General features: G+C 70.4%; 19 protein-coding genes, 1 pseudogene and 3 riboswitches. Of the genes and pseudogenes, 11 read left to right on the plus strand and 9 right to left on the minus strand.

The window, feature by feature from the left end; translation table 11 throughout:
* Nucleotides 1-30: 30 nt before the first annotated feature.
* Nucleotides 31-181, minus strand: a riboswitch (adenosylcobalamin (AdoCbl) riboswitch).
* A gap of 114 nt (nt 182-295) precedes the next feature.
* On the minus strand, nt 296-1,153 hold the full coding sequence (locus FXF65_RS42155; RefSeq protein WP_148356093.1) for a CbtA family protein: 858 nt from the start codon (nt 1,151-1,153) through the stop codon (nt 296-298).
* Nucleotides 1,154-1,193: 40 nt separating this feature from the next.
* Nucleotides 1,194-1,415 carry a CbtB domain-containing protein gene (locus FXF65_RS42160; protein WP_148356094.1) on the minus strand — a complete coding sequence of 74 codons (222 nt, stop codon included), beginning with the start codon at nt 1,413-1,415 and terminating at the stop codon, nt 1,194-1,196.
* A 34-nt stretch (nt 1,416-1,449) separates the two neighbouring features.
* A riboswitch (cobalamin riboswitch) is annotated at nt 1,450-1,602 on the minus strand.
* A gap of 22 nt (nt 1,603-1,624) precedes the next feature.
* On the opposite strand from FXF65_RS42160, the gene FXF65_RS42165 reads away from it, so the two are divergent.
* Nucleotides 1,625-2,215 carry a histidine phosphatase family protein gene (locus FXF65_RS42165; RefSeq protein WP_246199487.1) on the plus strand — a complete coding sequence of 197 codons (591 nt, stop codon included), beginning with the start codon at nt 1,625-1,627 and terminating at the stop codon, nt 2,213-2,215.
* A 52-nt stretch (nt 2,216-2,267) separates the two neighbouring features.
* Here FXF65_RS42165 and FXF65_RS42170 read toward each other — a convergent pair whose 3' ends face one another.
* Nucleotides 2,268-2,606 carry a hypothetical protein gene (locus FXF65_RS42170; RefSeq protein WP_246199489.1) on the minus strand — a complete coding sequence of 113 codons (339 nt, stop codon included), beginning with the start codon at nt 2,604-2,606 and terminating at the stop codon, nt 2,268-2,270.
* A 320-nt stretch (nt 2,607-2,926) separates the two neighbouring features.
* On the opposite strand from FXF65_RS42170, the gene FXF65_RS42175 reads away from it, so the two are divergent.
* Entirely contained in the window at nt 2,927-3,253 is a 327-nt protein-coding gene (locus tag FXF65_RS42175; protein WP_148356096.1) for a rhodanese-like domain-containing protein, read from the plus strand.
* A gap of 91 nt (nt 3,254-3,344) precedes the next feature.
* A pseudogene (locus FXF65_RS42180) lies at nt 3,345-4,183 on the plus strand (IS5 family transposase); the annotation flags it as partial.
* A gap of 68 nt (nt 4,184-4,251) precedes the next feature.
* Here FXF65_RS42180 and FXF65_RS42185 read toward each other — a convergent pair.
* Nucleotides 4,252-5,124: an ABC transporter substrate-binding protein gene (locus FXF65_RS42185; RefSeq protein ID WP_222869043.1), complete on the minus strand. Its 873-nt coding sequence runs from the start codon at nt 5,122-5,124 to the stop codon at nt 4,252-4,254.
* A 93-nt stretch (nt 5,125-5,217) separates the two neighbouring features.
* A riboswitch (cobalamin riboswitch) is annotated at nt 5,218-5,332 on the plus strand.
* A 97-nt stretch (nt 5,333-5,429) separates the two neighbouring features.
* Here FXF65_RS42185 and FXF65_RS42190 point away from each other — a divergent pair.
* The gene (locus FXF65_RS42190; RefSeq protein WP_148356098.1) at nt 5,430-6,551 is read left to right on the plus strand and encodes a prenyltransferase/squalene oxidase repeat-containing protein; all 1,122 of its coding nucleotides are present in this window, start codon (nt 5,430-5,432) and stop codon (nt 6,549-6,551) included.
* A 204-nt stretch (nt 6,552-6,755) separates the two neighbouring features.
* On the opposite strand, the gene FXF65_RS42195 is transcribed toward FXF65_RS42190, so the two are convergent.
* The gene (locus FXF65_RS42195; protein WP_148356099.1) at nt 6,756-6,965 is read right to left on the minus strand and encodes a hypothetical protein; all 210 of its coding nucleotides are present in this window, start codon (nt 6,963-6,965) and stop codon (nt 6,756-6,758) included.
* Nucleotides 6,966-7,298: 333 nt separating this feature from the next.
* Between FXF65_RS42195 and FXF65_RS42200 the strand changes: the two genes are divergently transcribed.
* Both FXF65_RS42200 and FXF65_RS42205 read left to right on the plus strand, forming a co-directional pair.
* Nucleotides 7,299-7,541: a beta/alpha barrel domain-containing protein gene (locus tag FXF65_RS42200; protein WP_148356100.1), complete on the plus strand. Its 243-nt coding sequence runs from the start codon at nt 7,299-7,301 to the stop codon at nt 7,539-7,541.
* Nucleotides 7,542-7,998: 457 nt separating this feature from the next.
* Entirely contained in the window at nt 7,999-8,445 is a 447-nt protein-coding gene (locus tag FXF65_RS42205) for a hypothetical protein (protein ID WP_148356101.1), read from the plus strand.
* A gap of 1,476 nt (nt 8,446-9,921) precedes the next feature.
* Here the strand turns inward: FXF65_RS42205 and FXF65_RS42210 are convergent.
* Nucleotides 9,922-11,202, minus strand: a complete 1,281-nt coding sequence (locus FXF65_RS42210; RefSeq protein WP_148356102.1) for a sensor histidine kinase — start codon at nt 11,200-11,202, stop codon at nt 9,922-9,924.
* Between the two features lie 217 nt (nt 11,203-11,419).
* Nucleotides 11,420-12,160 (minus strand): helix-turn-helix transcriptional regulator, encoded by a 741-nt coding sequence (locus tag FXF65_RS42215; RefSeq protein ID WP_222869044.1) that lies wholly within the window; start codon nt 12,158-12,160, stop codon nt 11,420-11,422.
* A 111-nt stretch (nt 12,161-12,271) separates the two neighbouring features.
* On the opposite strand from FXF65_RS42215, the gene FXF65_RS42220 reads away from it, so the two are divergent.
* From FXF65_RS42220 to FXF65_RS42235, 4 genes are read left to right on the plus strand one after another with little or no spacing between them, the layout of a single operon-like run.
* Nucleotides 12,272-13,306 (plus strand): FecCD family ABC transporter permease, encoded by a 1,035-nt coding sequence (locus FXF65_RS42220; RefSeq protein ID WP_222869045.1) that lies wholly within the window; start codon nt 12,272-12,274, stop codon nt 13,304-13,306.
* Nucleotides 13,306-14,409, plus strand: coding sequence for a FecCD family ABC transporter permease (locus FXF65_RS42225; protein ID WP_148356103.1), 1,104 nt, complete (start codon nt 13,306-13,308; stop codon nt 14,407-14,409). The genes FXF65_RS42220 and FXF65_RS42225 overlap by 1 nt, the downstream gene beginning before the upstream one ends.
* Nucleotides 14,406-15,254, plus strand: a complete 849-nt coding sequence (locus FXF65_RS42230) for an ABC transporter ATP-binding protein (RefSeq protein WP_148356104.1) — start codon at nt 14,406-14,408, stop codon at nt 15,252-15,254. Before FXF65_RS42225 ends, FXF65_RS42230 begins: the two co-directional genes overlap by 4 nt.
* A gap of 2 nt (nt 15,255-15,256) precedes the next feature.
* Nucleotides 15,257-16,267, plus strand: coding sequence for an ABC transporter substrate-binding protein (locus tag FXF65_RS42235; RefSeq protein WP_222869046.1), 1,011 nt, complete (start codon nt 15,257-15,259; stop codon nt 16,265-16,267).
* 71 nt (nt 16,268-16,338) lie between these two features.
* Here the strand turns inward: FXF65_RS42235 and FXF65_RS42240 are convergent, their stop codons facing one another.
* The gene (locus FXF65_RS42240) at nt 16,339-18,045 is read right to left on the minus strand and encodes an ABC transporter ATP-binding protein (RefSeq protein WP_148356106.1); all 1,707 of its coding nucleotides are present in this window, start codon (nt 18,043-18,045) and stop codon (nt 16,339-16,341) included.
* Nucleotides 18,038-19,726: an ABC transporter ATP-binding protein gene (locus FXF65_RS42245; protein WP_148356107.1), complete on the minus strand. Its 1,689-nt coding sequence runs from the start codon at nt 19,724-19,726 to the stop codon at nt 18,038-18,040. Before FXF65_RS42245 ends, FXF65_RS42240 begins: the two co-directional genes overlap by 8 nt.
* 155 nt (nt 19,727-19,881) lie before the next feature.
* On the opposite strand from FXF65_RS42245, the gene FXF65_RS42250 reads away from it, so the two are divergent.
* Nucleotides 19,882-21,747 (plus strand): siderophore-interacting protein, encoded by a 1,866-nt coding sequence (locus FXF65_RS42250; RefSeq protein WP_148356108.1) that lies wholly within the window; start codon nt 19,882-19,884, stop codon nt 21,745-21,747.
* Nucleotides 21,748-21,776: the final 29 nt, after the last annotated feature.

Here is a 21,776-nt window from a genome sequence, read left to right on the forward strand (position 1 = left end):
CTGGAGGGAGGGACCGGCGTTACGCGCCACCCGCGTCCACCCCTGTTGATCGCGACAGTGGTCTGACAGTGATCCGTCCGCGGGATGGACCCGACTCGTCACCCGCGAGGGCGACCTACGGTTGCGCGACAGTGCCGGACTTCGACCGGCTTCCTCACCGCGAACGGAAATCTATGCACTTGTTAACAAACAACCTCACAATAACATGATCAGCCGCATATTAACATGAGTTTGTACAATTGCCAGAAAATGGCCAGCAATCGCTTCCCAGTGGACGAGGATCTGAAGCGTTCCATCAGGCGCCGACCGGTTCGGCCGTGCGCTTGGAGCGAGCGGATCCGGAGGTCAGGAGCCGCTCGGCGAGGGGTGCGAAGCAAAGTCCGATGGTGGCCCACAGGATCGCCTGCGCCGCGACCGAGTAGAGGCGGAACTCGAACAGCGTGTCGGCCGGGAATCCCGGGTAGACGATCTTGCCCTGCGGGTCGGTCAGCGGCTGCGGCGTCTCGGTCGCGTAGCGCCCGAACTCGCGGACGTTCGCCGACAGCTCGCCCAGCGATGGCAGCACCAGCATCACCGCGCCGAGCACGACCGCGCACGCCAGAGCGGCGAGCAGCGAGGCGTTCCACGCGCCGAAGCGGGGCTTGAGCCGCTGGCCGAACCACGCACCGGCCACCAGCACGACGATCGAGACGCCGACCATCAGCAGGTACAGCCCGCTGCGGTCGCGGATGGTCTCCTCGTGGCCGATCGCGGGCGGGTTGGCCGGGTACTTGATGAACGGGATCAGGTACAGGGCGAGGAAACCGCCGGCGGCGACCAGCAGGGCCAGCGCACGCGGCTTCACCCCTCCGGTGCGTCCGCAGGCCAGTGCGTAGGCGACGCCGTACAGCGCGCCCATCGCGATCCCGAACACGATGATCCCGACGCCGATGCCCACACTGCCCTGCACGGCCCGGCTGAACGGGTCGGCGTGCTCGTGGGCGACCGGGAGCCCGGCGGCCCTGTCTAGCAGCGACTGGGCCTCATCGCGGCCGCCCTCGTAGTCGATGGCGTCCTGAATTCGAGGCTCGGCGAAGATCCTGGCGAACACGAACGCCAAAAGGCCGGCGAATGCGCCCACGAGCATGCCACGCACGATGAATTGCCGTTCCACGGCGTCACTCCTTGAAAAATGCGGTCCCCGAACCGGTGGATCAGTGGCAGGGGAATCCAAGGAAATGCCGCGCGTCGTGGACGAACTCGTGGACGTGGGTGTCGTTCCCGAAGATGGACGTGGCGCCCTGGTCGATGCCGATGAAGTAATACAGCGCCACGCCGAGAAGGACCGTTCCGAACAGCCACAGGGCCGCCCGGGTGCCGTCCAGGACGACGGGGGTGGCGCCGGTACCGGCGCCCTGAACGGTGGATGTGCTCATCTGTGGCCTCCAGGGATCTCGCGTCCCGCACTCGATGGACCGTGGAGATGATGGGGGTCTGACTCCCGGGCCCGTCGCGGGCCGGATCACAGTGGCGCGACCGTGCCGGATTCACACCGGCTTCCCCTACCATCTCCCGCCGTGACCGTATGCTTCGCGCAGCCGACCGTCAATGGGACACAAGCCACACCGGACGGGACACCGGGCCGGTGACCGTCCGACTCGTCCTGATCAGCCACGCGTCCACGGCGGCCGTGCGGCACGCGCGCTTCCCCGACGACGAGCCGCTCGACGCCCGCGGCCTCGCCGCCGCGACCGCGTGCCACGGCGCATTGGGCCGTGTCAGCGCAGCTCACCGCGGTCCCGAACGGCGCTGCGCGCAGACCGCCGAGGCGCTCGGGCTGGACGCCGCGCCGGACCCGCTGCTCTGCGACCTGGACGCGGGCGCCTGGCGCGGACGGCGCCTGACCGACCTGGGGTCGGAGAACCCGGCGGACGTGTACGCCTGGATGACCGATCCCGGTCGGGCTCCGCACGGCGGGGAGCCCGTCGCCGACGTGATCGCGCGAACGGCCGCCTGGCTCGACCGGCTCCCCGACACCCCGTCCCGCATCGCCGCCGTCACCCACCCGGCGATGATCCGCGCAGCCGTCCTGCACGTCCTGGACGCTCCACCTGGCGCCTTCTGGCGGGTCGACGTCCCGCCCCTGTCCCAGACCCGACTCTCCCTCAACGACGGGCGATGGCGCCTGCGCGAGACCGGCCACCCCCTCGACCCGGTTTGCGATGACGCAGGCTGACTTACAGCTCGCACAGATAGGGGCGGGTCCTTGGGTGACGCTCGGCATTGGACTATTGGTCGGGGAGTTGCATCGCCGAACGGGCAAGGCGGAGAAGACCAGCACGTAGCCGTTTTTCACCCAGCTCCGGCAAGAGCGCGGATACGTGCTCGGCCGACAAGGCGGCGGGCAGGGCGTGGGAGGTGTGTTCTGGGTCAGATGTGGCACCGAGCAGGATCGCCGTGTGGCGGTGCCAGAACCGGTAGGCCCCGACCCGGTATCGGGCACCCGGTGCATCTGCCTCTGACATCCGGACCAGATCCAGGTGCTCAAGCAGATAGTCGAAGTAGGCCTTGATGAATGCGGCGAGCCGTTCGTCGACTGCGGCCAGGGCCGAGCGGTGGCGGTCCATGCAGGATTGCCTCCTGCAACACACGCTCCCGGGCTTCCAGCAGGGCAGCGGCCAGGCCGGACTTGTCGCCGAACCGGCGGAACCAGGTGTCGGTGCCGGCGACTGCGGCCACCTGATACATGGACATCGCCCCTGCGCCCCGTTCGGCGAACAATCGGGCAGCGGCCCTCGGCACCGCGGCCCGGGTTACGTGCCGCGTCTGCTCGTTCCTTCGGGGCGGTATGCGCAGCAGTTCCAACGGCATTGCAGAACCGGACCGCGGTTCGCTATCGTCACAGGCCACAACCGGACTATAGTCCGAATCTCTTGGAGGTAGTGGCATGACCGCACTCATCACCCGCGACGAACTCAAGACGGCGATCGACGCTGGCGCCGTGACCGTCATCGACGCGCTGGGCGGCGAGTACTACGCAAAGCAGCATCTGCCCGGTGCCATTGCACTGATCCGCGACGATGTCGACACCCAGGCCCCCACCCTGCTCCCCGACCTCAATGCCGCGATCATCACCTACTGCTCCAACCCGGCGTGCCCCAACAGCGGACAGGTCGCCGACCGGCTCACCGCCCTCGGCTACACCAACGTCCGCAAGTACCGCGAGGGCATCCAGGACTGGATCGAAGCCGGACTCCCGATCGAACCTGCCTGATCTCCATCCGGGGAAGGGGCACTGCGAGAAGCCTTGCCCCTCCCCCAGGAGAGGCACGTCTCTGCGCCACAGGCCAAGCATTGAGGACCGCATCGCCACAGGCGCCGCCTTGCTCAGCGAGCCTCCATGGATCCAATTCGCCGCACTCGTGCCCGCGCGGCCCGACTACGACCCGGGCCACCCTCTGGATTGCCACCGGCGACGGATCAGTGACCCGGATCGTCTTCGACAAGTTGCTGCAGCTCCTGCGGTTCGGCTGCTCATACGAGGCGATCGCCGACGCGACCTGCTCGGCGAGCACGATCCGCAAGCGTCGCGGTGAGTGGATCCGGCGCAGTATCTTCGCCCGGCTCAAGCAGATCGCGCTGGCCTCCTACGACCAGATCATCGGCCTCTTGCTCGACCAGATCGCCATCGACGGCTCCATCACCAAGGCTCCCGGCGGTGGCCACGCCGCCGGACGCCCCCGGTCGACCGCGGCAAAACAGGGTCTGAAGCGTTCGGGGATGACAGACGGTTACGGCGTCCCTCTAGGCCGCGTCCTGGCGGGGCCAACCGCCACGATTCCCCGCGGCTCGCCCCGACCCTGGACCGGCTGGAAGACTTGGGCCCGCTGCCCCAGGACATCACCGTGCACCTGAACGCTGGCTACGATTCAGACAAGACCCGCACCCTGCTCCAAGAGCGCAGACTGGATGGTCGGAGAGCGCATAAGGGCGGCAAGGCACCGATCCAGGCAAGCCACAGGTGGCACGTCGAACGCACCTACGCCTGGCAGAACGCCTTCCACCGCATCGCCCGCTGCTACGAGCGCCGCACTACTGTCTCGACGCCTTCTTCGACCTCGCCGACACGGCCATCACCGTCCGTGGCCTGATCCGACAGGCATGGATCACCCACCGCTGGGACCAACACCCAAACCGCCGACCATCAACGCGCCTATCTGCACAGTCTCTCAGTTGCCGGGGCGGGGTGTCCGATCGTCCGCGGACCCGGTCTCAGATCAGGCGGTGCGCCTCCTCCTCGCAGACCGGGTCGCCGACGGCCACGCCGTGCAGGACGTGGGCGAGGACCTCCGCTCCGCGCACCACCCGCGGACCGGGACGGTTGAAGTGGGCGGGCCCGTCCAGGACCCAGACCTGCTCGGCCCGCCCCCGCCAGTCGTCCGGCCTGGTCTCGGCCCTGGTCCGCTCCGGCCTGAAACCGCACGGCATCAGCAAGATCACGTCCGGACGGGCGGCGTCGAGCCGGTCGGTCGTCATTGGCCCGGTGTGCTCACCCGGCGAAGCGAGCAGCGGTTCCCCGCCCGCCGCGCTGACCTGCTCGGGCACCCAGTGCCCGGCGGGCCACAGCGGATCCAGCCACTCGACCGCCGCCACCCGAGGCCGCGCGGCACCGGACACCGCCTCACGCACTCGGACGAGACGTTCCCGCAGTCCGCGCGCCCTGTCCGCGGCGGTTTCGGGGACATCCAAGATCTTGCCCACCTCGACCAGGGTGTCGAGGACGTCCGGCAACGTCCGCGGTTCCAGGCTGACGACCCGGGGCCCGGCGTCCAGAACGCGCAGCACGCCCGCCGCCTTCCGGTAGGAGACCGCGCACACCTCGCACAGATCCTGCGTCAGCACCACGTCCGGGGCAAGGTCGGCCAGCAGCTCCGCGTCCAGGGTGTACAGCCCGGAACCCCGGTGGGCCACCGCCCCGGAGATCTCCCGGCTGGACAGGTCACCGACGTCGAAGCCCGCGGCGGTGACGACGGGCACGCCCGCGACCGCGTCCGGCGGCCAGTCGCACTCATGCGTGCGCCCCACCAGGTCAGCGGCCAGCCCCAGCTCCGCGACGATGTCGGTGGCGGCAGGCAGCAACGACACGATCCGCATACCCCGACCTCAGAGCGGCCGACGTCACCCCCGACCGGTTCCGGACATGGAGCCCGACGTCCGGTCTGCATAAGCTCTCAGGGACAAATTCATACGCGTCCTGGTGGGGGGAAGCCGGTCCGAAGCCGGCGCTGACCCGCAACCGTAGGCGGCCCCCAAGCCGCGAGCCGGAATGCCCCGCCAGGGTGCCGTCGACTCCTACTGCCGTGGTCTGCAGGACAGAGTCAGGATCGCCCGGCCATCGCGCCGGGCGGATTCGCGGCGGCTATCGCGACTCGAGCGAAGGGCCCCCTTTCATGCACATCGCCGTTCGGCGCTTGCTCGTCCCCCTCACTGCCGGAGCCGTCGCCTTCACGGGCCTGACGGCACCCGCACAAGCCGCACCGCAAGCCTCAGGGAAGAACGCCGCCAAATGGCAGGCGACGCAACTCGACGCCCACGGACGCATCTACAACGACCAGTTTGACTTCACTGATTGGGGGCTGACGGTCGACACCCTCATCGCCCTGAAGGCAACCGGAGCGAGACCGCAGATCGCCGAGAAGTCGACCGCCTATGTCGCCGCTCACGTGCGCTCGTACAACAGCCTCGACGACTGGGGCCAGCCGGGAGTCCGCTTCTCTGGCGCGACCGGCAAACTCCTCTACCTCGCCGTGGCGACCAGGTCGAACCCGCGGAACTTCGGCGGCTTCGATCTGCGCGCCGAATCACTGGCCCTCATGACGACCTCAGGAGCCGACAAGGGCCGGTTCCAGGACCAGGGCACCACCGATTACAGCAATACCTTCGGGCAATCGTTCAACGTCCTCGGCCTGACACGGTCCGGGGGCGTCCCGAACGACGCGGTGAAATACCTGGTCAAGCAGCAATGCGATGTCGGCGGGTTCCGGCTCTACCCCGACGCTGTCGCGACCGCCTGCGATCAGGCCACCGACCCGGTCTTGGATCCCGATTCGACCGCGATGGCGGTCCAGTCCCTGCTCGCCGCCTCCAAAGCGGGAAACAAGGCAGCGGGCCGCGCCGCGCGCAAGGGCGCGCTTTGGCTCTTGCGGCAGCAGGCCGCGGACGGATCCGTCCAGGGATCGGGCCCGACGGCCGCCCCCAACACCAACAGCACCGGCCTGGCAGGACAGGCACTTCGCGCCGTCGGCCAATCGGGCCTGGTGGGCGGGGCGAACGCCCAAAAACTCCGAGCCGGTGCCGCCAAGGCGGGCCGCTGGGTCCAGGCGCTGCAATTGACCAGCAACAACGCAGGCCAAGCCGGTGGTGACATCGGAGCCATCGCCTACGACCAGACGGCCCTCACCGACGCACAGCAGAACGGCATCACCGCGGCGAACCGCGACCAATGGCGCCGAGCCACCCCGCAGGCACTGCTCGTCCTGGCCCGCACCGGCCTCGACGACATCGGCGAATAAAGGCGCCAGCGATGCCGCGCGTATTCCGAGATAGGTCAGCATTGACCCGCTACTGATTCCTTCGGTCGGCCTCGGCTGATCAAGGTTGCGAACACCATGGCAGGCTCCCTCCAGATGCCGATCCGGTGACGGTGGAAGAGGAGATCCGCCCTCGTACCTGAGCGCACCCCGGACCGACACCGTCGAGCTGTGGTGCGCCGCCGCCTACCGGACGCGGAGGGCGTTCGGCGGCCGCGTGGTGGTCGAGCTGCACGATTGCTCGATGATCGAGAACACCACTGCGGTCGCCGACGCCGCCCGTCCGGCCACGACCGGTACACGGCCGGGTTCCGCACGTTCGCCGATGGCATCAGCCCCGAGGCCAAGCAACAGCGGTTCTGCGAACTCGCCGGGAAGCTGCCCGACCTCCAGCACGCCGAGGTCACCGGACCGATCGTGATCGCCAGGCTGGAGGAGGCCCCGATCACCGGAGGGGAGCCTCTGATGCTGCGCTCACCCGTCCCCGCCGCCGACAAGAGGCAAGCCAAGCGATCCGACGCACGGGTTCGAGGGTGTGTACGTCCCAGGCGTGGTCGTCTCCACCAGCCTCGGGCTGCCCGACATCGAAAAGCCCCTCCTCGAGACCGTCCCGCGCGCCCAGGCTGCGTCGCCCGCGTCACCGACCCGCCAGCCCTCGTGGGCTCCGATATCGGCTCGCCGAACCACTTAAACGCCGCCCGCACCGTTCAACGCCTGGAGGAGGTCAGATTGGCAGCCTGCCACATGGAGGCGCACGCCAGCCCCAAGCACCGCGGTCACATCGTCGGCAAGACTGTCGTCGGCCCGCCCGAGGCGCGACCCAGACTCGTCGTCTGCGTCCGCTCCGACGTTCGCGGCAACGGCGGGCTCGACGCCGTCACCGACCGAGCCATGGCGCCCGCCGACGTAGGCGCCAACATGACCGAGTTCGGCACGTCTACCTCGCTCACCATGACACCCTGCGCGACCTGAGCGTCAACGTGGTGGCTGATCCCGTCACCCTGCTGCGTCTAGCCATGGACACCGTCACCGACGCGCGCGCCACGATCGCCGCCAACGGCACCTAGGCCGCGCTCGTCGACCGAATGCAGAGCCACGCCGAGTTGTCTGACCCGCCCGCTTCCTGCATCCCGTTGAGCGCTAGGGCCCTAGGGCCCTAGGGGCCGCCGTTCGATCAGGCCCTAGGGCCCCATGCTCCGATCGGGCCCTAGGACTCTGATTACCACTGTTTTCCAACAGTATTTTGACTGATCAATGGAACGCAACAAAACGTGCGCTCCGGACATCGAAAGGGATGGGTTCAATGCGTAAACCCCGCAAGGTTGTGCAAGTCGTCGCCATCGCGACATGCGCCACCGGACTGGGTGCTGCCGGCCTGACGTCAGCTCTCTCTCACCAGACCACAGGCTCGGCTGCCAAGGTCGCGAATGTGGCCCCGGCCGCGGCGAAGGCACCGGCGTCCTCCGACCTCGCGGCGGCGCAGAAGGCGGCCCGCGGCGCCGGGTCCAAAATGATGAAGAACAAGGCCACCGGCAAGTGCCTGCGGGCCTATGCGGGTGACCTCAAGCTCGCCAAGTGCAACCGTAACGACGATTTCCAGTATCTCGGCCAATGGGCCTCCAAGATGTACTTCCCCAACACCGGCTGCGCGTCGGCGAACATCCGCACCTGGGACGTCCGGATAGAGAGCTGCGCCAATCCCCCCACTCGCGGTTACGGCTTCAACTGGGCCCTCCTGTGGGAGGTCCGCTCCTACAACACTGTCGGGAACACCGACGGCTGCTACCTGGAAGGCGGCAACAAGGGCAACTTCGTCCGCTGCTCCCCCGGCTACACGGGCGACAGCAAGAAGTGGCAGTGGGGCCTCTGGGGGTGAGCCCTGACCGCCGCATCTTCACCCGGTCACGGCTTGATCGAAGGCCGCACTTGCTCTCCCGGTGCGGAGGTTGACTGGTCAAGGTGGTTGGGTGAACGGGCCGGCTGAGGGTGTAGGGCACCGGTGACGTGGCCAGACATCGCTCAAGACAGCGGGATGACCGATGCGCCGATAGTCTTTCGGCCACCACATCGCGGTGGCGCGGCCATGACCCGACGCCTCGTTCTGCATCGCTTTCGGCGATGCAGAACGAGGCGTTTCGTCAGTTGCGGCGTGTCGCCGTCAGGGAGCTATGACTGCCGGTCGTGATGGCACTAAGCATCCCCACACGGGCCACATCGCGTGGGCCAGCCCAGACAATAAGGAAGCCACCCTCATAGGCGTTCCGGCACGCTAAGACACGTGACCAGTCAATCGAGCGGCAACGTAACCGATTTTACGCAGATGGCCCACCCCGAGGGCCGTAGCAGCCCCGGCCATGTGAAGCACCAACATGTAGTTTCGCAAGTTCTACTAAAGCGGTGGGCTATACCGGGACCGAGGAGCAAGGGGTGGTTCCTCGCCAATTTTGACCCCGACTCCCTCACAGGAAAAGAAACTCAAGTCGCCAAAAGCGTGTGCGTATGACGAGGACTATGTGCCCGTCGAATCTGCCGCGACCGAGGCCGCTCTGGCAAACGACCGAGTACAAGGTTCACGGAGTCTTTGCAGCGCAAGCACATCCTGCGGGCCACGGCCCTGGTCGCTGCCTCCGCCACCGGGCCCGACCATCCCGGTGGGTACTCCTGGGGACCAACCCCCGACTCATCATGTCCACTGGCTCGCCGTTTCCGGACACGCACGCGGCTAGGGCATCGGCCGCGCCCTGATGCCGGCCGCGATGCACTCTTTCATCCAAGGCCCCGCAGCCATCGAGGTAGCGACCTTCGGCGCCGATCACCCCGGCGCCGCCGAAAGCGGCGCCCGGCTCTTCTGCGAACGCCTCGGATTCACCGCCGCAGAAGCAACGGCCCCAGACCCCGAGGGCGGCTCTCGCCAGAATTATCGCAAGACCCTCCCCTGAAGCAGGGAACCAAGCTCTGCATGACCCGTACTCCGCTCTGCACATCAGTCAGTACGCCGACACGTGTCTACCTCATCGTTCACAAGGCCGACCAAAGGTGATGCCGGCCGAGTTACCTCAAGTGACCTCCAGTACATGCCGGTGGCAGGTCGGCCGCATCGGGCGGGTCAGGATGCCGACTGGCGATGTTGGGCATGCACGAACTGGTCGGTCCGCAGCCAGTCCCCGCCGTCCTCTGGTCTGTGCACGATGGAGTCAAGCACGCCCCCGCATCGTCCGATCCGCCTGTCGGCAAGCCTCGAGACCAGGGGCGCGTCGACCGTGAGCGCCACCACCAGGCGCACCTGCGTCTACTTGCCCGTCGTTCCTGTCCGGCGCGGCCCGGAATGTGTGGAGGGTCGGCTCATCGGTCGTTAGGGGGTGCTGCCGTCGGGGCGGTGGAGGGGGAGTCGCAGGGTGAAGCGGGTGCCGGGTGTTTGGTCGGCGATGTGCAGGGTGCCGTGGTGGGCCAGGGCGATCTGGCGGGCGATGGCCAGTCCCAGGCCGGTGCCCCCGGGATCGGATCGGCGGGTGTCGGCGCCTCGGTAGAAGCGGTCGAAGACGTTCTCGCGTTCGCTGGCGGGGATGCCGGGGCCGTCGTCGGTGACGTCCATGACCGCGTGCTCGCCGTCTCGGGCGACGGTGACGTGGACGCGGCTCCGGGCGTGCCGTTCGGCGTTGTCGAGCAGGTTGTTCAACAATCGCGCGAGGCGGACGGGTGAGGCGTCCACCTCGACTCCGTCCTCGGCGTCGACGGTGACGGACACGTCGGGGAGCCGGTGGCTCTCGGCGCGGCGGGCGGTCTCGGTCCGGGCCAGGTGCGCCAGGTCGACCCGCTGCGTCCGCAACGGGGTGTTGGCCTCAAGACGGGCCAACTCCAGCAGGTCGGAGACGATGTCGCCGATGCGCTCGGCGTCGTGCAGCGCGGCGTGCAGGATCTCTCGGGAATCGGCGTCGGGGTCGGTGAGGGCCGATTCCAGGCGGGTCTGCAGTCCGGCGAGCGGACCACGAAGGTCATGGGAGGTGTCGGCGACCGCCTGCTGCTGGCGCCGCAGCGCCCGCCGCGCCGCCACCGCGGCTTGACGCTCGTGTTCCCTGGCGTCCCGCAGCCGCCGGTTGACCTCCTGCAACTCCCGGGCCCGCACGAACAACTCGGCCTCGATCGCCCTGGTCCGCGCAACCAGCGCCTCCGCCAGCGTGTCACCGCCCGCGTTGGCTCCGGTGTCGGTGTCGGTGTCGGCTTCGCGTAGCCGCTGGATGAACCCGGTCACCTCCTCGACCCGGTTGATGACCAGCGCCACTCCCCTGTCCGGCCCGAGGACCGGGGCGTTGAGGATGCTCCAGTACCGCTCATGAAAGGTCCCGGCCTGCTCCGGTTCCTCGGTGTCGTAACGCTGCAACGGCATGGTGTCGACCTCGGCCGCGGTCACCACCCGCTCCAACGACTCCCGCAACTGCTCGGCGCTGCGCCCCGACCGCCCGCCCGGAAACACCTCGAACACATTCCGGCCGACCAGCCTCTCCCGCGACCAGCCCGTCAGCCGCTCGTAGGCGCCGTTGACCGCGACGTACTCCCACCCCGGCGACAGAATCGAAACCGCCACCGGCGACGCCTCGAACACAGCCGAGAAATCAACCTCCACCACCTTCCACACCTATCACCACCACAGTCAATCGACCCCCATCAAGAGGTCGATCTCCCTGGCCAGGTGGATGGTCGAGAGACTCCCGGCCAGCGGCATCATCCACGGCGACGCCGACCAATACCCCGGGCACGCACAGCATGCCAGCCGACCTCCGCGACTTCCTCAAGAAGCCCGTGCACCGGCTGCTAGCGCTACCCGAAGACACCTGAGCGAGCGGGGAGGCGCGTCAGGCGGTCGTCACCAGGATGTCCCGGAGGTAACTGCCGGGCGTCTGACCGAAATGGCGGCGAAAGGCAAGGATGAAGCCGTTGGTGCTCGCAAAGCCGACCCGAGCGGCGACGGCGCCAACCAGGAGACCCTCGTCCAACAGGTCCAGTGAGCGATTGAGGCGCAACCGAGTCCGCCACTCAGTGAAGGTCAGGCCGGTCTCGACCCGGAAAGCGCGGCGCAGGCTCGTGGGGCTGGTGTAGCTAGACTGCGCCCATTCAGCGGCGGTGCGCGGGTCCTGGGGATCGGCGAGCAGCGCGTCCGCCACCGCGGCCGCCGCCTGGCTGCGAGGCAGCGGGAGCAGCAGCCGCCTACCGCCGGGGAACAGGGCGGCGAACAGGTCCGGGTCATCGCTACCCCCGCCCGGGATGCGGACGGCCCGCATCAGCAGCACTCGCTGGGCATTGGTGACGTTGATCGGCTTGAGCTGGTCGAACGGCAGCCGGTGCAGGTCGGCGGCGAACGTCACCGAGACGATCAGGGCCTCGCGGTCGAACCGGGCGCTGTGCGGGACTCCGGCGGGGATCCACAGGCCGACGGACCGGTTCAGATGGTGGGTGCGGCCCTGCGCCGTGACCAATACCTGCCCGACGGGGACGTGAAGGAACTGATGGAACTCGTGGGCGTGCAGGGGATGGCCCCACTCGGCGATCTCGCAGTCGTCGGACAGTGGCGGCAGGGCCCGCAGGTCATTCCTCACCGTCGTCAACCTCCGTGGGTGCTCTCTGAGTGGGAAGCATCGCCCTCGCCGTTGGATCGAGACAAGCGAAGGTAAGGCTAGCCTAACCCGCTGTTGACCTGTGAGGGAGCCGTGAACTCGACGATGACCGAACTCTCCTCCCCGCACACCCGGCCGGTCCGGGGCGTGGCGGTGACCCTGTCCGGCTCCATGGCCCTGGCGATCGTCATCGTCGCCGGCGTCGGCCTCGGCGCGCGGGACATCTCGCCGCTGGACGTCGTCCGGGCACTGGCCCATGCGGGCGGAGCCGACTACGACGCCCAGGTGCTGTGGACCGAGCGCATCCCACGGACGCTCCTAGCCGTCCTGGTCGGCGCCTCGCTCGGCTCCTCCGGGCTGATCATGCAGGCGCTGACCCTGAACCCGCTGGCCGATCCCGGCATCCTCGGCGTCGAACAGGGAGCGGCGTTGTTCGTGGTGTCGGGCGTGGTGATGTTCCACGTGACCGGCGTGCGCGCCTACTTCTGGTTGGCCCTGGCGGGAGCCGCCGTCACGGCAGCCCTGGTGTATGGCATCGGCGTCCGCACCCAGACGGGCAGCACCACCATCGGGCTGGTCTTGGCGGGCGTCGCGGTCGCCGCGATCTGCGCGTCGGCGACCACGCTGCTGGTCGCGCGGGACGACGCGGCCAACGCGCACCTGAGGTTCTGGTCGGTCGGCCAGCTCACCGGGAGGGCCGGGGTCTTGGACGAGATCGTGCCGTTCGCCGCTGCGGGCCTGCTACTCGCGCTGCCGCTCGGCCGCACGCTGAACATGCTCAACCTCGGCGAGGACGCCGCCGCGGCGCTGGGCGTCCGCGTCGGCCGCGCCCGGCTGATGTGCGCCGCCGTCGGCGTCCTGCTGTGCGCCTCGGCCACCGCCGCTGTCGGGCCGGTCGCCTTCGTCGGGCTCGTCGCGGCGCACTGCGCGCGGCTGATGATCGGGGCCGACCACCGCTGGGCGCTGCCCCTGTCGATGACGTGCGGCGCGGTCCTGCTTTGCCTGGCCGACATCGTCGGACGCCTGGCCGGCGGGCAGGGCGAGGTCCAGGTCGCAGTCATGACGGCGCTGCTCGGCACCCCGTTCTTCGTGTGGCTGGCCCGCCGCGGTGACCTGGTGCGCGTGTGATGGCCGTCCTCGATCCGCCCGAGGCCGGGCCGCCCGAGGCCGGACCGCCCGGGACCAGGCCCCGCGAGACGAGCGCCGCCGCGGTGGCGCTCCTGCTCAGCAGGCGGCGCCGTGCCCAGGCCAGGCGCGCGGCCGTGCCCGCCGTCCTGCTGTCGGTACTGCTCGTCGGGCTGGTGGCCGCGTCACTGCTGCTGGAATTGCGGCGGGTCCCGCTCGCCGACGTGGCGCCCGCAGCGCTCGGGTTGCGGGACGGGCTCGCCGATTACGTGATCTTCCGGATCCGGATGCCGCGGGTCCTGGCCGCGGGCCTCGCGGGCGCGTTGTTCGGCATCTCCGGCGCGCTGTATCAGGGGCTGATCCGCAATCCGCTCGCCACCCCCGACATCGTGGGCGTCTCGGCCGGGGCCGGGGCCGGGGCGATCACCGTCCTGGTGCTGGCGCCGACCCTGCCGTACGGGACGACGCTCGCCGCGCTCGCCGGGTCGTTTCTGGCGGTCGGGCTGATCCACGCGCTGAGCTGGCGCGGCGGCGTGGACACCTACCGGCTGGTCCTGGTCGGGATCGGGCTCAGCGCGGTCTGCACCGCCTACACCAACTACCTGTTCACCATCGCCGACGAGCACAGCATGGACGTCGCGATGCGGTGGCTGATCGGCAGCACGGCCGGGGCGACCTGGCAGGGCGTCAGGGTGCTCGCCGTCGCGCTGGCAGTCTGCCTGGTCGTCGCCCGGCTGCTCACCCGGCCGCTGGCGGGCATCGCCCTGGGGGACGAACTCGCCACCGGCCTCGGCACCCACGTCCCGCGCGCCCGCATGCTCACGCTGCTGCTGGGCGCCGCCGCGGCGGCCCTGGCCACCAGCGTGGTCGGCCCGATCGGGTTCGTCGCCCTGATCAGCGGGCCGATCGCCGCCCGGCTGGCCGGCGGTGACCGCGCGTGCGCGCTGGCGCCGCTGGTCGGCGCGGTCATCGTGGTCGGCGCGGACGTCCTGGCCCAACGCGCGCCCCTGGTCAGCCCGGTCCCGACCGGGGTGTTCACCGCGCTGCTCGGCGCGCCCTACTTCGTCCACCTGATCCTGCGACGCCCGAACGGAGCCCCCGCGTGAGCGACCCGTCCGCGACGAGCGACACCGCGCCGGGGACCCACCGGCTGCGCGCCACCGGCATCAGCGCCGGCTACGGCAAGAACCTGGTCATCGACGAGCTGTCACTCGCCGTCCCGGCCAGCCGGATCACCGCGCTGGTCGGGCCGAACGCCTGCGGAAAGTCGACGCTGCTCAAGGCCGTCGCGCGGCTGCTGCCGATCGCTTCCGGCTCGGTCCTGCTCGACGGCGCCGACATCCACGCGATGCCGACCCGCCGCCTGGCGCAGCGGCTCGGCATCCTGCCGCAGTCGCCGATCGCCCCGGCGAGCATCACCGTGGGCGACCTGGTCTGGCGGGGACGGCACCCGCACCAGCGGTTCGGACGGCGCCGCACCGCCGCCGACGAAACCGCCATCGCCGAGGCGCTGCTCGCCACCGGAACCGCCGACCTGATCGACCGACCGGTGGACCGACTGTCCGGCGGCCAGCGGCAGCGGGTGTGGATCGCGCTCGCCCTCGCGCAGGACACCCCGACGCTACTGCTGGACGAGCCCACCACCTACCTCGACATTGCCCACCAGATCGAGGTCATGGACCTGCTCGCCGACCTCAACCGGCAGACCGGCAAGACCATCGTCCTGGTCTCCCACGACCTCAACCAGGCCGCGTGCTACGCCTCGACGATCGTCGCGCTGCGCGACGGGCGGATCGTCCGGCAGGGCCCGCCCGAGGACGTCCTCACCGAGCAGACCGTCGCCGACGTGTTCGGCATGTCCTGCGTCGTCGTCCCGCACCCCCGCAACGGCGCGCCCCAGATCTTCCCTCTGGGCCGCCGCGACCTCAACTGGGAGATAGGCAGCAAATGAGAATGATCCGAATCGGCGCCGCGCGGCTTCTGGTGGCGGCGGCCGTCCTCGCGGGCCTGGTGACCGGCTGCGGCGACTCCGGCGACGGCAAGGCCGCGCCCCCGGCGGAGACGGCCGGGTTCCCGGTAAGCCTCCCGAACGCGTGGGGAACCACCAAGATCGACAAGCGGCCCACGCGGGTGGCGACGGTGTCGGAAGGGGACACCAGCATCGCCCTCGCGCTCGGTCTGACGCCGGTGATCGCCCCCGACTCCGAGCAGGGCGAGCCGCTGACCGAGTACAAGAAGCGCGCGCTCGACGGGCTCGGCATCGCCAAGCTGAAGACCTACAAGACCACCGACGGCACCGACTACGAGGCGATCGCAGCGGAGGCTCCCGACGTCATCCTCGCGGTGAACAGCTGGCAGATGGACACCGACTACGCCAAGCTCACCCCCATCGCGCCCGTGGTGACGTTCGCCAACAAACAGGACGCCGACACCCTGCCCTGGCAGGATAGGCTCCGCACCGCCGCCAAGGCTTTGGGGATGACCGGCAAGGCCGAGCAGATCGTCCGGGCCAACGAGAAGACCGTGAGCGACGCGGTCGCCGCGCATCCGGAGTTCAAGGGCAAGACCTACGCCTACGCGGTCGTTCATCCGGAGCAGATCACCTACATGTCCTACGCCGACCAGGACCCGGGTGTCTTCGAGCTGCTCGGGCTGCGCAAGGCGCCGCAGGCGAGAAAGTACACGGCCAAGGCCAACAGCGTCAGCCTGGAGAACTTGGACCACCTCGACGCCGACCTCCTGCTGGTCGCCTACCCGTTCGGCGACGAGGGTCTGCTGAGCAAGTCCGAGCTGGAGAGCAACAAGATCTTCCAGTCGATCCCCGCGGTGCGGGCCAAGCGGTTCGCGGTGCTGCCGACGGAGAACGGCTTGGCCGCGACCCTCGCCTACCCCGACGCGCTGAGCCTGCCCTGGGTCGTCCAGCAGCTCACGCCGATCCTGGCCGGGATCGCGTCCGCCAGTTGATCTGCACGTTCCACCGGTGAGGGGCCGGACGCGGTGCGCCGCGTCCGGCCCCTCACCTTTTCCGGTGCCGGTCAGGGCATGGGTCGGCCCGCACCGTCGGACAGCCGGGCCTCGGGCATCCTCAACAGGAGACGTCCCCGGGCGATGGTGTCGGCGCGGTGCGCGATCACGATGAGGGTGCGCTGGTCGGACGCGGCCGCGAGGGTCTGCTCGATCCGGGCGGCGGTCACCGGGTCGACGTCGGCGGTCGCCTCGTCCAAAATCAGCACCGCCGGGTCGGCCAGCGCGGCCCGGGCGATCGCCACGAGCTGGCGTTCCCCGGCCGACAGGCGCGCGCCGTGGCGGCCGACGCCGGTGTCTAGTCCGTCGGGCAGCGACGCCGCCCACGCGGTCAGGCCGAGCCGGTCCAGCGCCGCCTCGACGGCGAGCCGCCCGGGGCGTCCGGGGACCATCGCCATGTTCTCCGCGACGCTGCCCTCAACGAGCACCACCTCCTGCGGCACCAGGACGATCCGTTCCCTGACCTGCACGGGATCGGCGGCGGCCAGGTCGACTCCGGCGTAGTTGACGGTGCCGGACGCGGGCCGGTACAGACCGGCCACCAGCTTGCCCAAGGTGGACTTGCCCGAACCCGTCTCGCCCGCTATCACCAGATGGTCGCCGGGGGCCACGGTCAGCGACAGGTTCGCCAGGACCGGCGGTCCGGCGGGGTAGCCGAAGTCGACGCCGGCGAGGGTGAGCGCTCCGCTGCCGGGGAACTCCGTGGCGCCGGTGCCCGGTGACGGGTTCGCGTCACCGCACAGTTGGATGAGTTCCAGCACGCGGGCCAGTCGCACCTGCGCCTCCCGCGCGTCGCCGATCGAGGCGGCCAGGTCCTCGAAGCGGTTGACGATGTCCCGGGACGCCAGGACGAACACCACGGCCACGCCCACGCTGAGAAGGCCCGCGTCGATCAGCGCGGCCCCCGCCACCACGATCCCGCCCACGGCCGCCGCCTGGAGCAGCGCCAGCAGGTTGAGCCGCAACTCCGCGCGGACGCGGTTCCGCTCCGCGGCCAGCAGCCGGTCATTGGCCCGTGCGAACCAGCCGAGCCAGCGCGCGACGCCGCCGCTGACGCGCAGTTGCTCCTGGGCGGGCAGCGACTCGGCGAAGCTCGCGGCGACCGCCGCCTCTGCCTCGGACAGCTCCCCGTAGGCGGGTCCGGCCGCCCTCTTGAACCGGCCGACGATGACCACCGCGACCGGGACGAACCCCACCAGCAGCAGGATAGTCAGCGGCCACGACAGCACGACCAGCATCAGCACGGTCACCGCCAGGACGGTCGTAGCCGTCACCAGGTCGGGCAGGGTGCCGCCGACGAACGCGCCAAGGCCGTTGATCTCTCCGGTGAGCCGCCGCAGCAGGTCGCCGCGCCGGTGCGCCTCCAGGAACCGCAGCGGCGCCCGCGCAACCGCCTCGGTCGCGCGCTCGCGCACCCCCGCGAGGACAAGCTCGCCCACCTCGACGATCCGGTACCGCGCCTGCCAGGTCACCACCCCGCCGACCACGACCATGACCGCCAGGGCCAGAGACCAGCCGAGCACGCCGTCCCGGTCACCGTTCCCGGCCGCACCGACGATCCGTCCGATGGTGGCGGTCACCGCCACCGCCAGGCCCGCGCCGACCAGTTCGAGCACGATGACGCCCGCCAGCGCGAGCCGGCGTCGGCGCAGGAAGGGCCAGGCGCGGCGCAGCACCCGGCGCTGTTCGGGCAGCCCGCTCAGCCTCGCCTCAGCCACGGCCGACCTCCGTCGCCTGCGGTTGGGGCGGCGGCTCGGGCGCGTGCTCGCCGGACCCGGCGCCTCCGGTGAGGACGATCTGCCGATCGGCGCGGGCGAGGACAGCGTCGGAGTGACCCGCCAGGACCACGGCCTTGTCCGCGGTGGCGGCACGGAGCCGGTCCAGGACCCGCGCCTCGGTGTCGGCGTCGAGCGCGGAGGTGACGTCGTCCAGCAGTAGGACGGGGCTGTCGCGCAGCAGGGCCCGGGCGAGCGCGACCAGTTGACGCTGGCCGCCGGACAGCGCGGTGCCTCGCTCGCCCACCTCCTCGTCCCAGCTTCGTCCGGCCAGCGCCAGGTCCAGGCCCGCGATGTGCGCCGCGGTCGACAGCCGTTCGGGCGAGTGGTCCCCGCTGATCGTCAGGTTGTCGCGGACGGTGCCCCTGACCAGTAGTGGATCCTCCGGGACGAACCCGAGGACCTGGAACACCTCGTCTGGATCGAGGTCGGCAAGGGGCACCCCTCCGAAGGTGGTCGCCCCTGTTGCGGGGACGAGCCCGGCGATGGCGCGCAGCAGCGTGCTCTTCCCCGCCCCCGTCGGCCCGGTCACCGCTACCCACTCCCCCGGGCGCGCGACCAACTCCAGCGGCCCGATCGGCGGGCGGCCCGGCCGGGGGACGGTCAGGCCGCGCACCGTCAGATCCCCGGAGGCCGGGCCCACCGCCGTTCCCGAACGTTCCCGGGGAAGGTCGAGGATCTGCGTGATCCGGTCGGCGGACACGCGGGCCTCGGCGCGGTCGCCCAGCCGGGCGACCGCCGCGTTCACGGCGAGCGATACGGTCCCCATCCACAGCACGAACGTGGTGAGCGCGCCGACCGTGATCCGTCCGTCCGCCACGGCGAGCCCGCCCACCAGCAGCCCGGCGACGACGGCGACCTGCGGGATCGTCTGGGTCAGCCCCTCCCACAGGGCGCTCACCGAGGCCAGCCGCAGCGTCTGCCCGGTCACCCGGCCGCTGTGGGTGTGATGCCGTTCGAGCATGAGGGGTTCGGCGCCCACTCCGCGCAGGGGCAGCAACGCCGACAGCAACTGCTCGGTGGTGGTCTCTCGGGCCCCGTGCGCCCGCGCCAGATCCCCGGCGCGGGCGGCGAGCATCGGCGGGAACACCAGGTTCACCGCCGCCAGCACGGGGACGGTGATGGCGGCGAAGCCCAGCAGCAGCGGGTCCAGGCCGCCCAGCGCGGGCGTCAGCACCACGACCGTGATGCCGATGACTGCCCAGGTGGCCAGGCCGTGGACCCAGACGCCCACGGCCTCGACGTCGCGGGTGGCGCGGGTGATCAGGTCCGATCCGACCCGGCCGCGCATCGTTTCGGTGTCCAGGGCGAACACCGCCCGTAGCAGCCGGGTGCGCAGCCACACGGCGGTGCGGGCGTCGGCTTGGGTCGCCCACCGCTGCCATCCCCGCATGCCGGTGTACTCCACCGCGGCGACGGCCGCCAAGACCGTGACCCATCCCGCCGCGGCGGCCACGGACCCTCCCTCCAGACCGTCGTCGACGGCTCTGCCCAGGACCCACGGCAGGCTGAGGAAGGCGAGCTGCCGGACCGAGGCCGACGCGATCGACAGCACGACATCGCGGCGGGTCGCGAGCAGGCATTCGCGCAGGAGCTCTCGCGGCCGGGAGGGAAAGGACGTCACTTCGGCGAGCGTAGGGAGCGGCGGGGGGCGCGGATCCAAGGCAGCGCGCGAACGGTCGAACCCGACGGCCGTTCGCACGACCTGGTCTCCTGGTTGGATCCCGGCGCTCCGGGCGCCCCTACCGTGATCGGACCAGACCCGGAGGAGTCATCGAGATGCCGTCCCGCAGAGCCCGCCACGTCGTCACGTTCCCCATCGTCCTGCGCGAGCTAACGGTGCTGCGCGTCTGCGACGTGACCCCCGGAATGCGGCGCGTCACGCTGGGCGGGGAGCAGCTCGGGGCCTTCCACCGCGACGGCCTCGACCTGCCCGCGCTACGGTCGGACGGCTTCGACGACCACGTGAAGTTCTTCTTCCCCGCCCCGGGCGAGTCGCGGCCGGTCCTGCCGCGCCAGGACATCAGCAGCCTGGACTGGCCGGCCGACGCCCGGCCCATCGCCAAGGACTACACCCCGCGCCGGTTCGACCCAGCGGCGGGTGAGATCGACTTCGACTTCGTCCGGCACGAGGGCGGGCCCGCCTCGGACTGGGCACAGCGGGCCCGGCCGGGGCAGACCGCCTGGATCGCCGGGCCGAAGATGTCCGAGAGCCATCCGGTGGACGCGGAATGGCTGCTGGTCCTGGGCGACGAGACCGCGCTCCCCGCCATCGGACGCTGGCTGGAGGAGATGCCCGACGGAACCCGCGCGAAGGTCTTCATCGAGGTCAGGGACCTCGCCGAACGCCAGGACCTCCCGACCCGCGCCGACGCCGACATCGTCTGGCTGTCGCGGGACGGGGCCCCGGCGGGCACCACCGGCCTGCTCGCCGACGCCGTCCGGACGATGCAGTGGCCGCCGGGCACCGTGTTCGTCTGGGCCGCGGGCGAGGCGGGCGCGCTGAAGCCGGTCCGCCGTCTTCTCGCCGAGCGGAACCTCGCGCGCGAGCACACGCACATCACCGGATACTGGCGGCGCACCGAACCCGCCCCCGGCGGCACCGAGCCCGGTGAGGACGGGGAGGACGTCCACGAGCGCCTGCACGAGCTCACCGACCTGGCGCCCGGATACGCGATCCGGGCGGCCGTCACACTTGGCCTCATTGACCACCTGCACGCGGGAGCCGGTGAGGTCGCCGAACTGGCCGGCCTGACGGGCGGCGCCCCGTCCGCCCTCCGGGCGCTGCTGGACTACCTGGCGAGCATCGACGTGGTCGCCGCCGAGCCCGGCGGGCGGTACCGGCTCGCCCCGATCGGCGAAGAGCTCGCCGAGGACGACCATTCGGCGGAGGAGTACCACGCCGACGGCGTGCGCGCGGCCCTCGACCTCGCCCTGGCCGACCTGGCCGAGACGGTCCGCACCGGCCGCGCGGGGTACCGGCGCCGCAACGGCGTCCCGCTGGCCACCCTCCTGGAGCGGCCGACGAGGATGGCCGAGCAGGCGCGGGCCGTGGTCGAGGAGAGCGCGCTCTGGGTCTCCCCGAGCGTGGTCAGCGCCTGCGACTGGACCGCCGTGACCTCCTTCACCGCGGCGGGCAACGGCGCGGGCGCCGCCACCAACGCGCTGCTCAAGGCGTTCCCGCACCTGCGCGCCCGCCTCACCGCCCTTCCCTCGGCGTTGAAGGCGGTCAAGGAGCGGGTCCTCGACCCAGCGGTGCTGCCGCGGCTCGAGCTTGTCTCGGCTTCGAACCCGCTCCCGCAGGACGGCGATGACCTGCTCCTGCTCGTCAACCCGTTCACCTGGCTGCCCGACGACGACGCGGTCCACCTGCTGAAGGCCACCGCCGACCTGCTCCCCGAACCGGGTCGCCTCCTGCTCGTCGAGCAGGCCCGGACGCCGGACGCCGATGACCTGCTCTACGACCTCCAGCTCAGGTGCGCCTTCGGCAGCGGCCTGCGCACGCCGGACGAGATCGGCGAACTTGCCGCCCGCGCCGGGCTCGGCGCGACGAGCGTCCAGGAGATCGGCTGGCACCACCATCTCTGGGACCTCCGGCCGGGCGATCAGCACGCCGCATTGTCAAGTAAGGCAAACCTTAGTTAGGTTTGCCTTACTTGGCGGGGCCGGGCTCC

Source organism: Actinomadura syzygii (assembly GCF_008085905.1).
Taxonomy (GTDB): domain Bacteria; phylum Actinomycetota; class Actinomycetes; order Streptosporangiales; family Streptosporangiaceae; genus Spirillospora; species Spirillospora syzygii.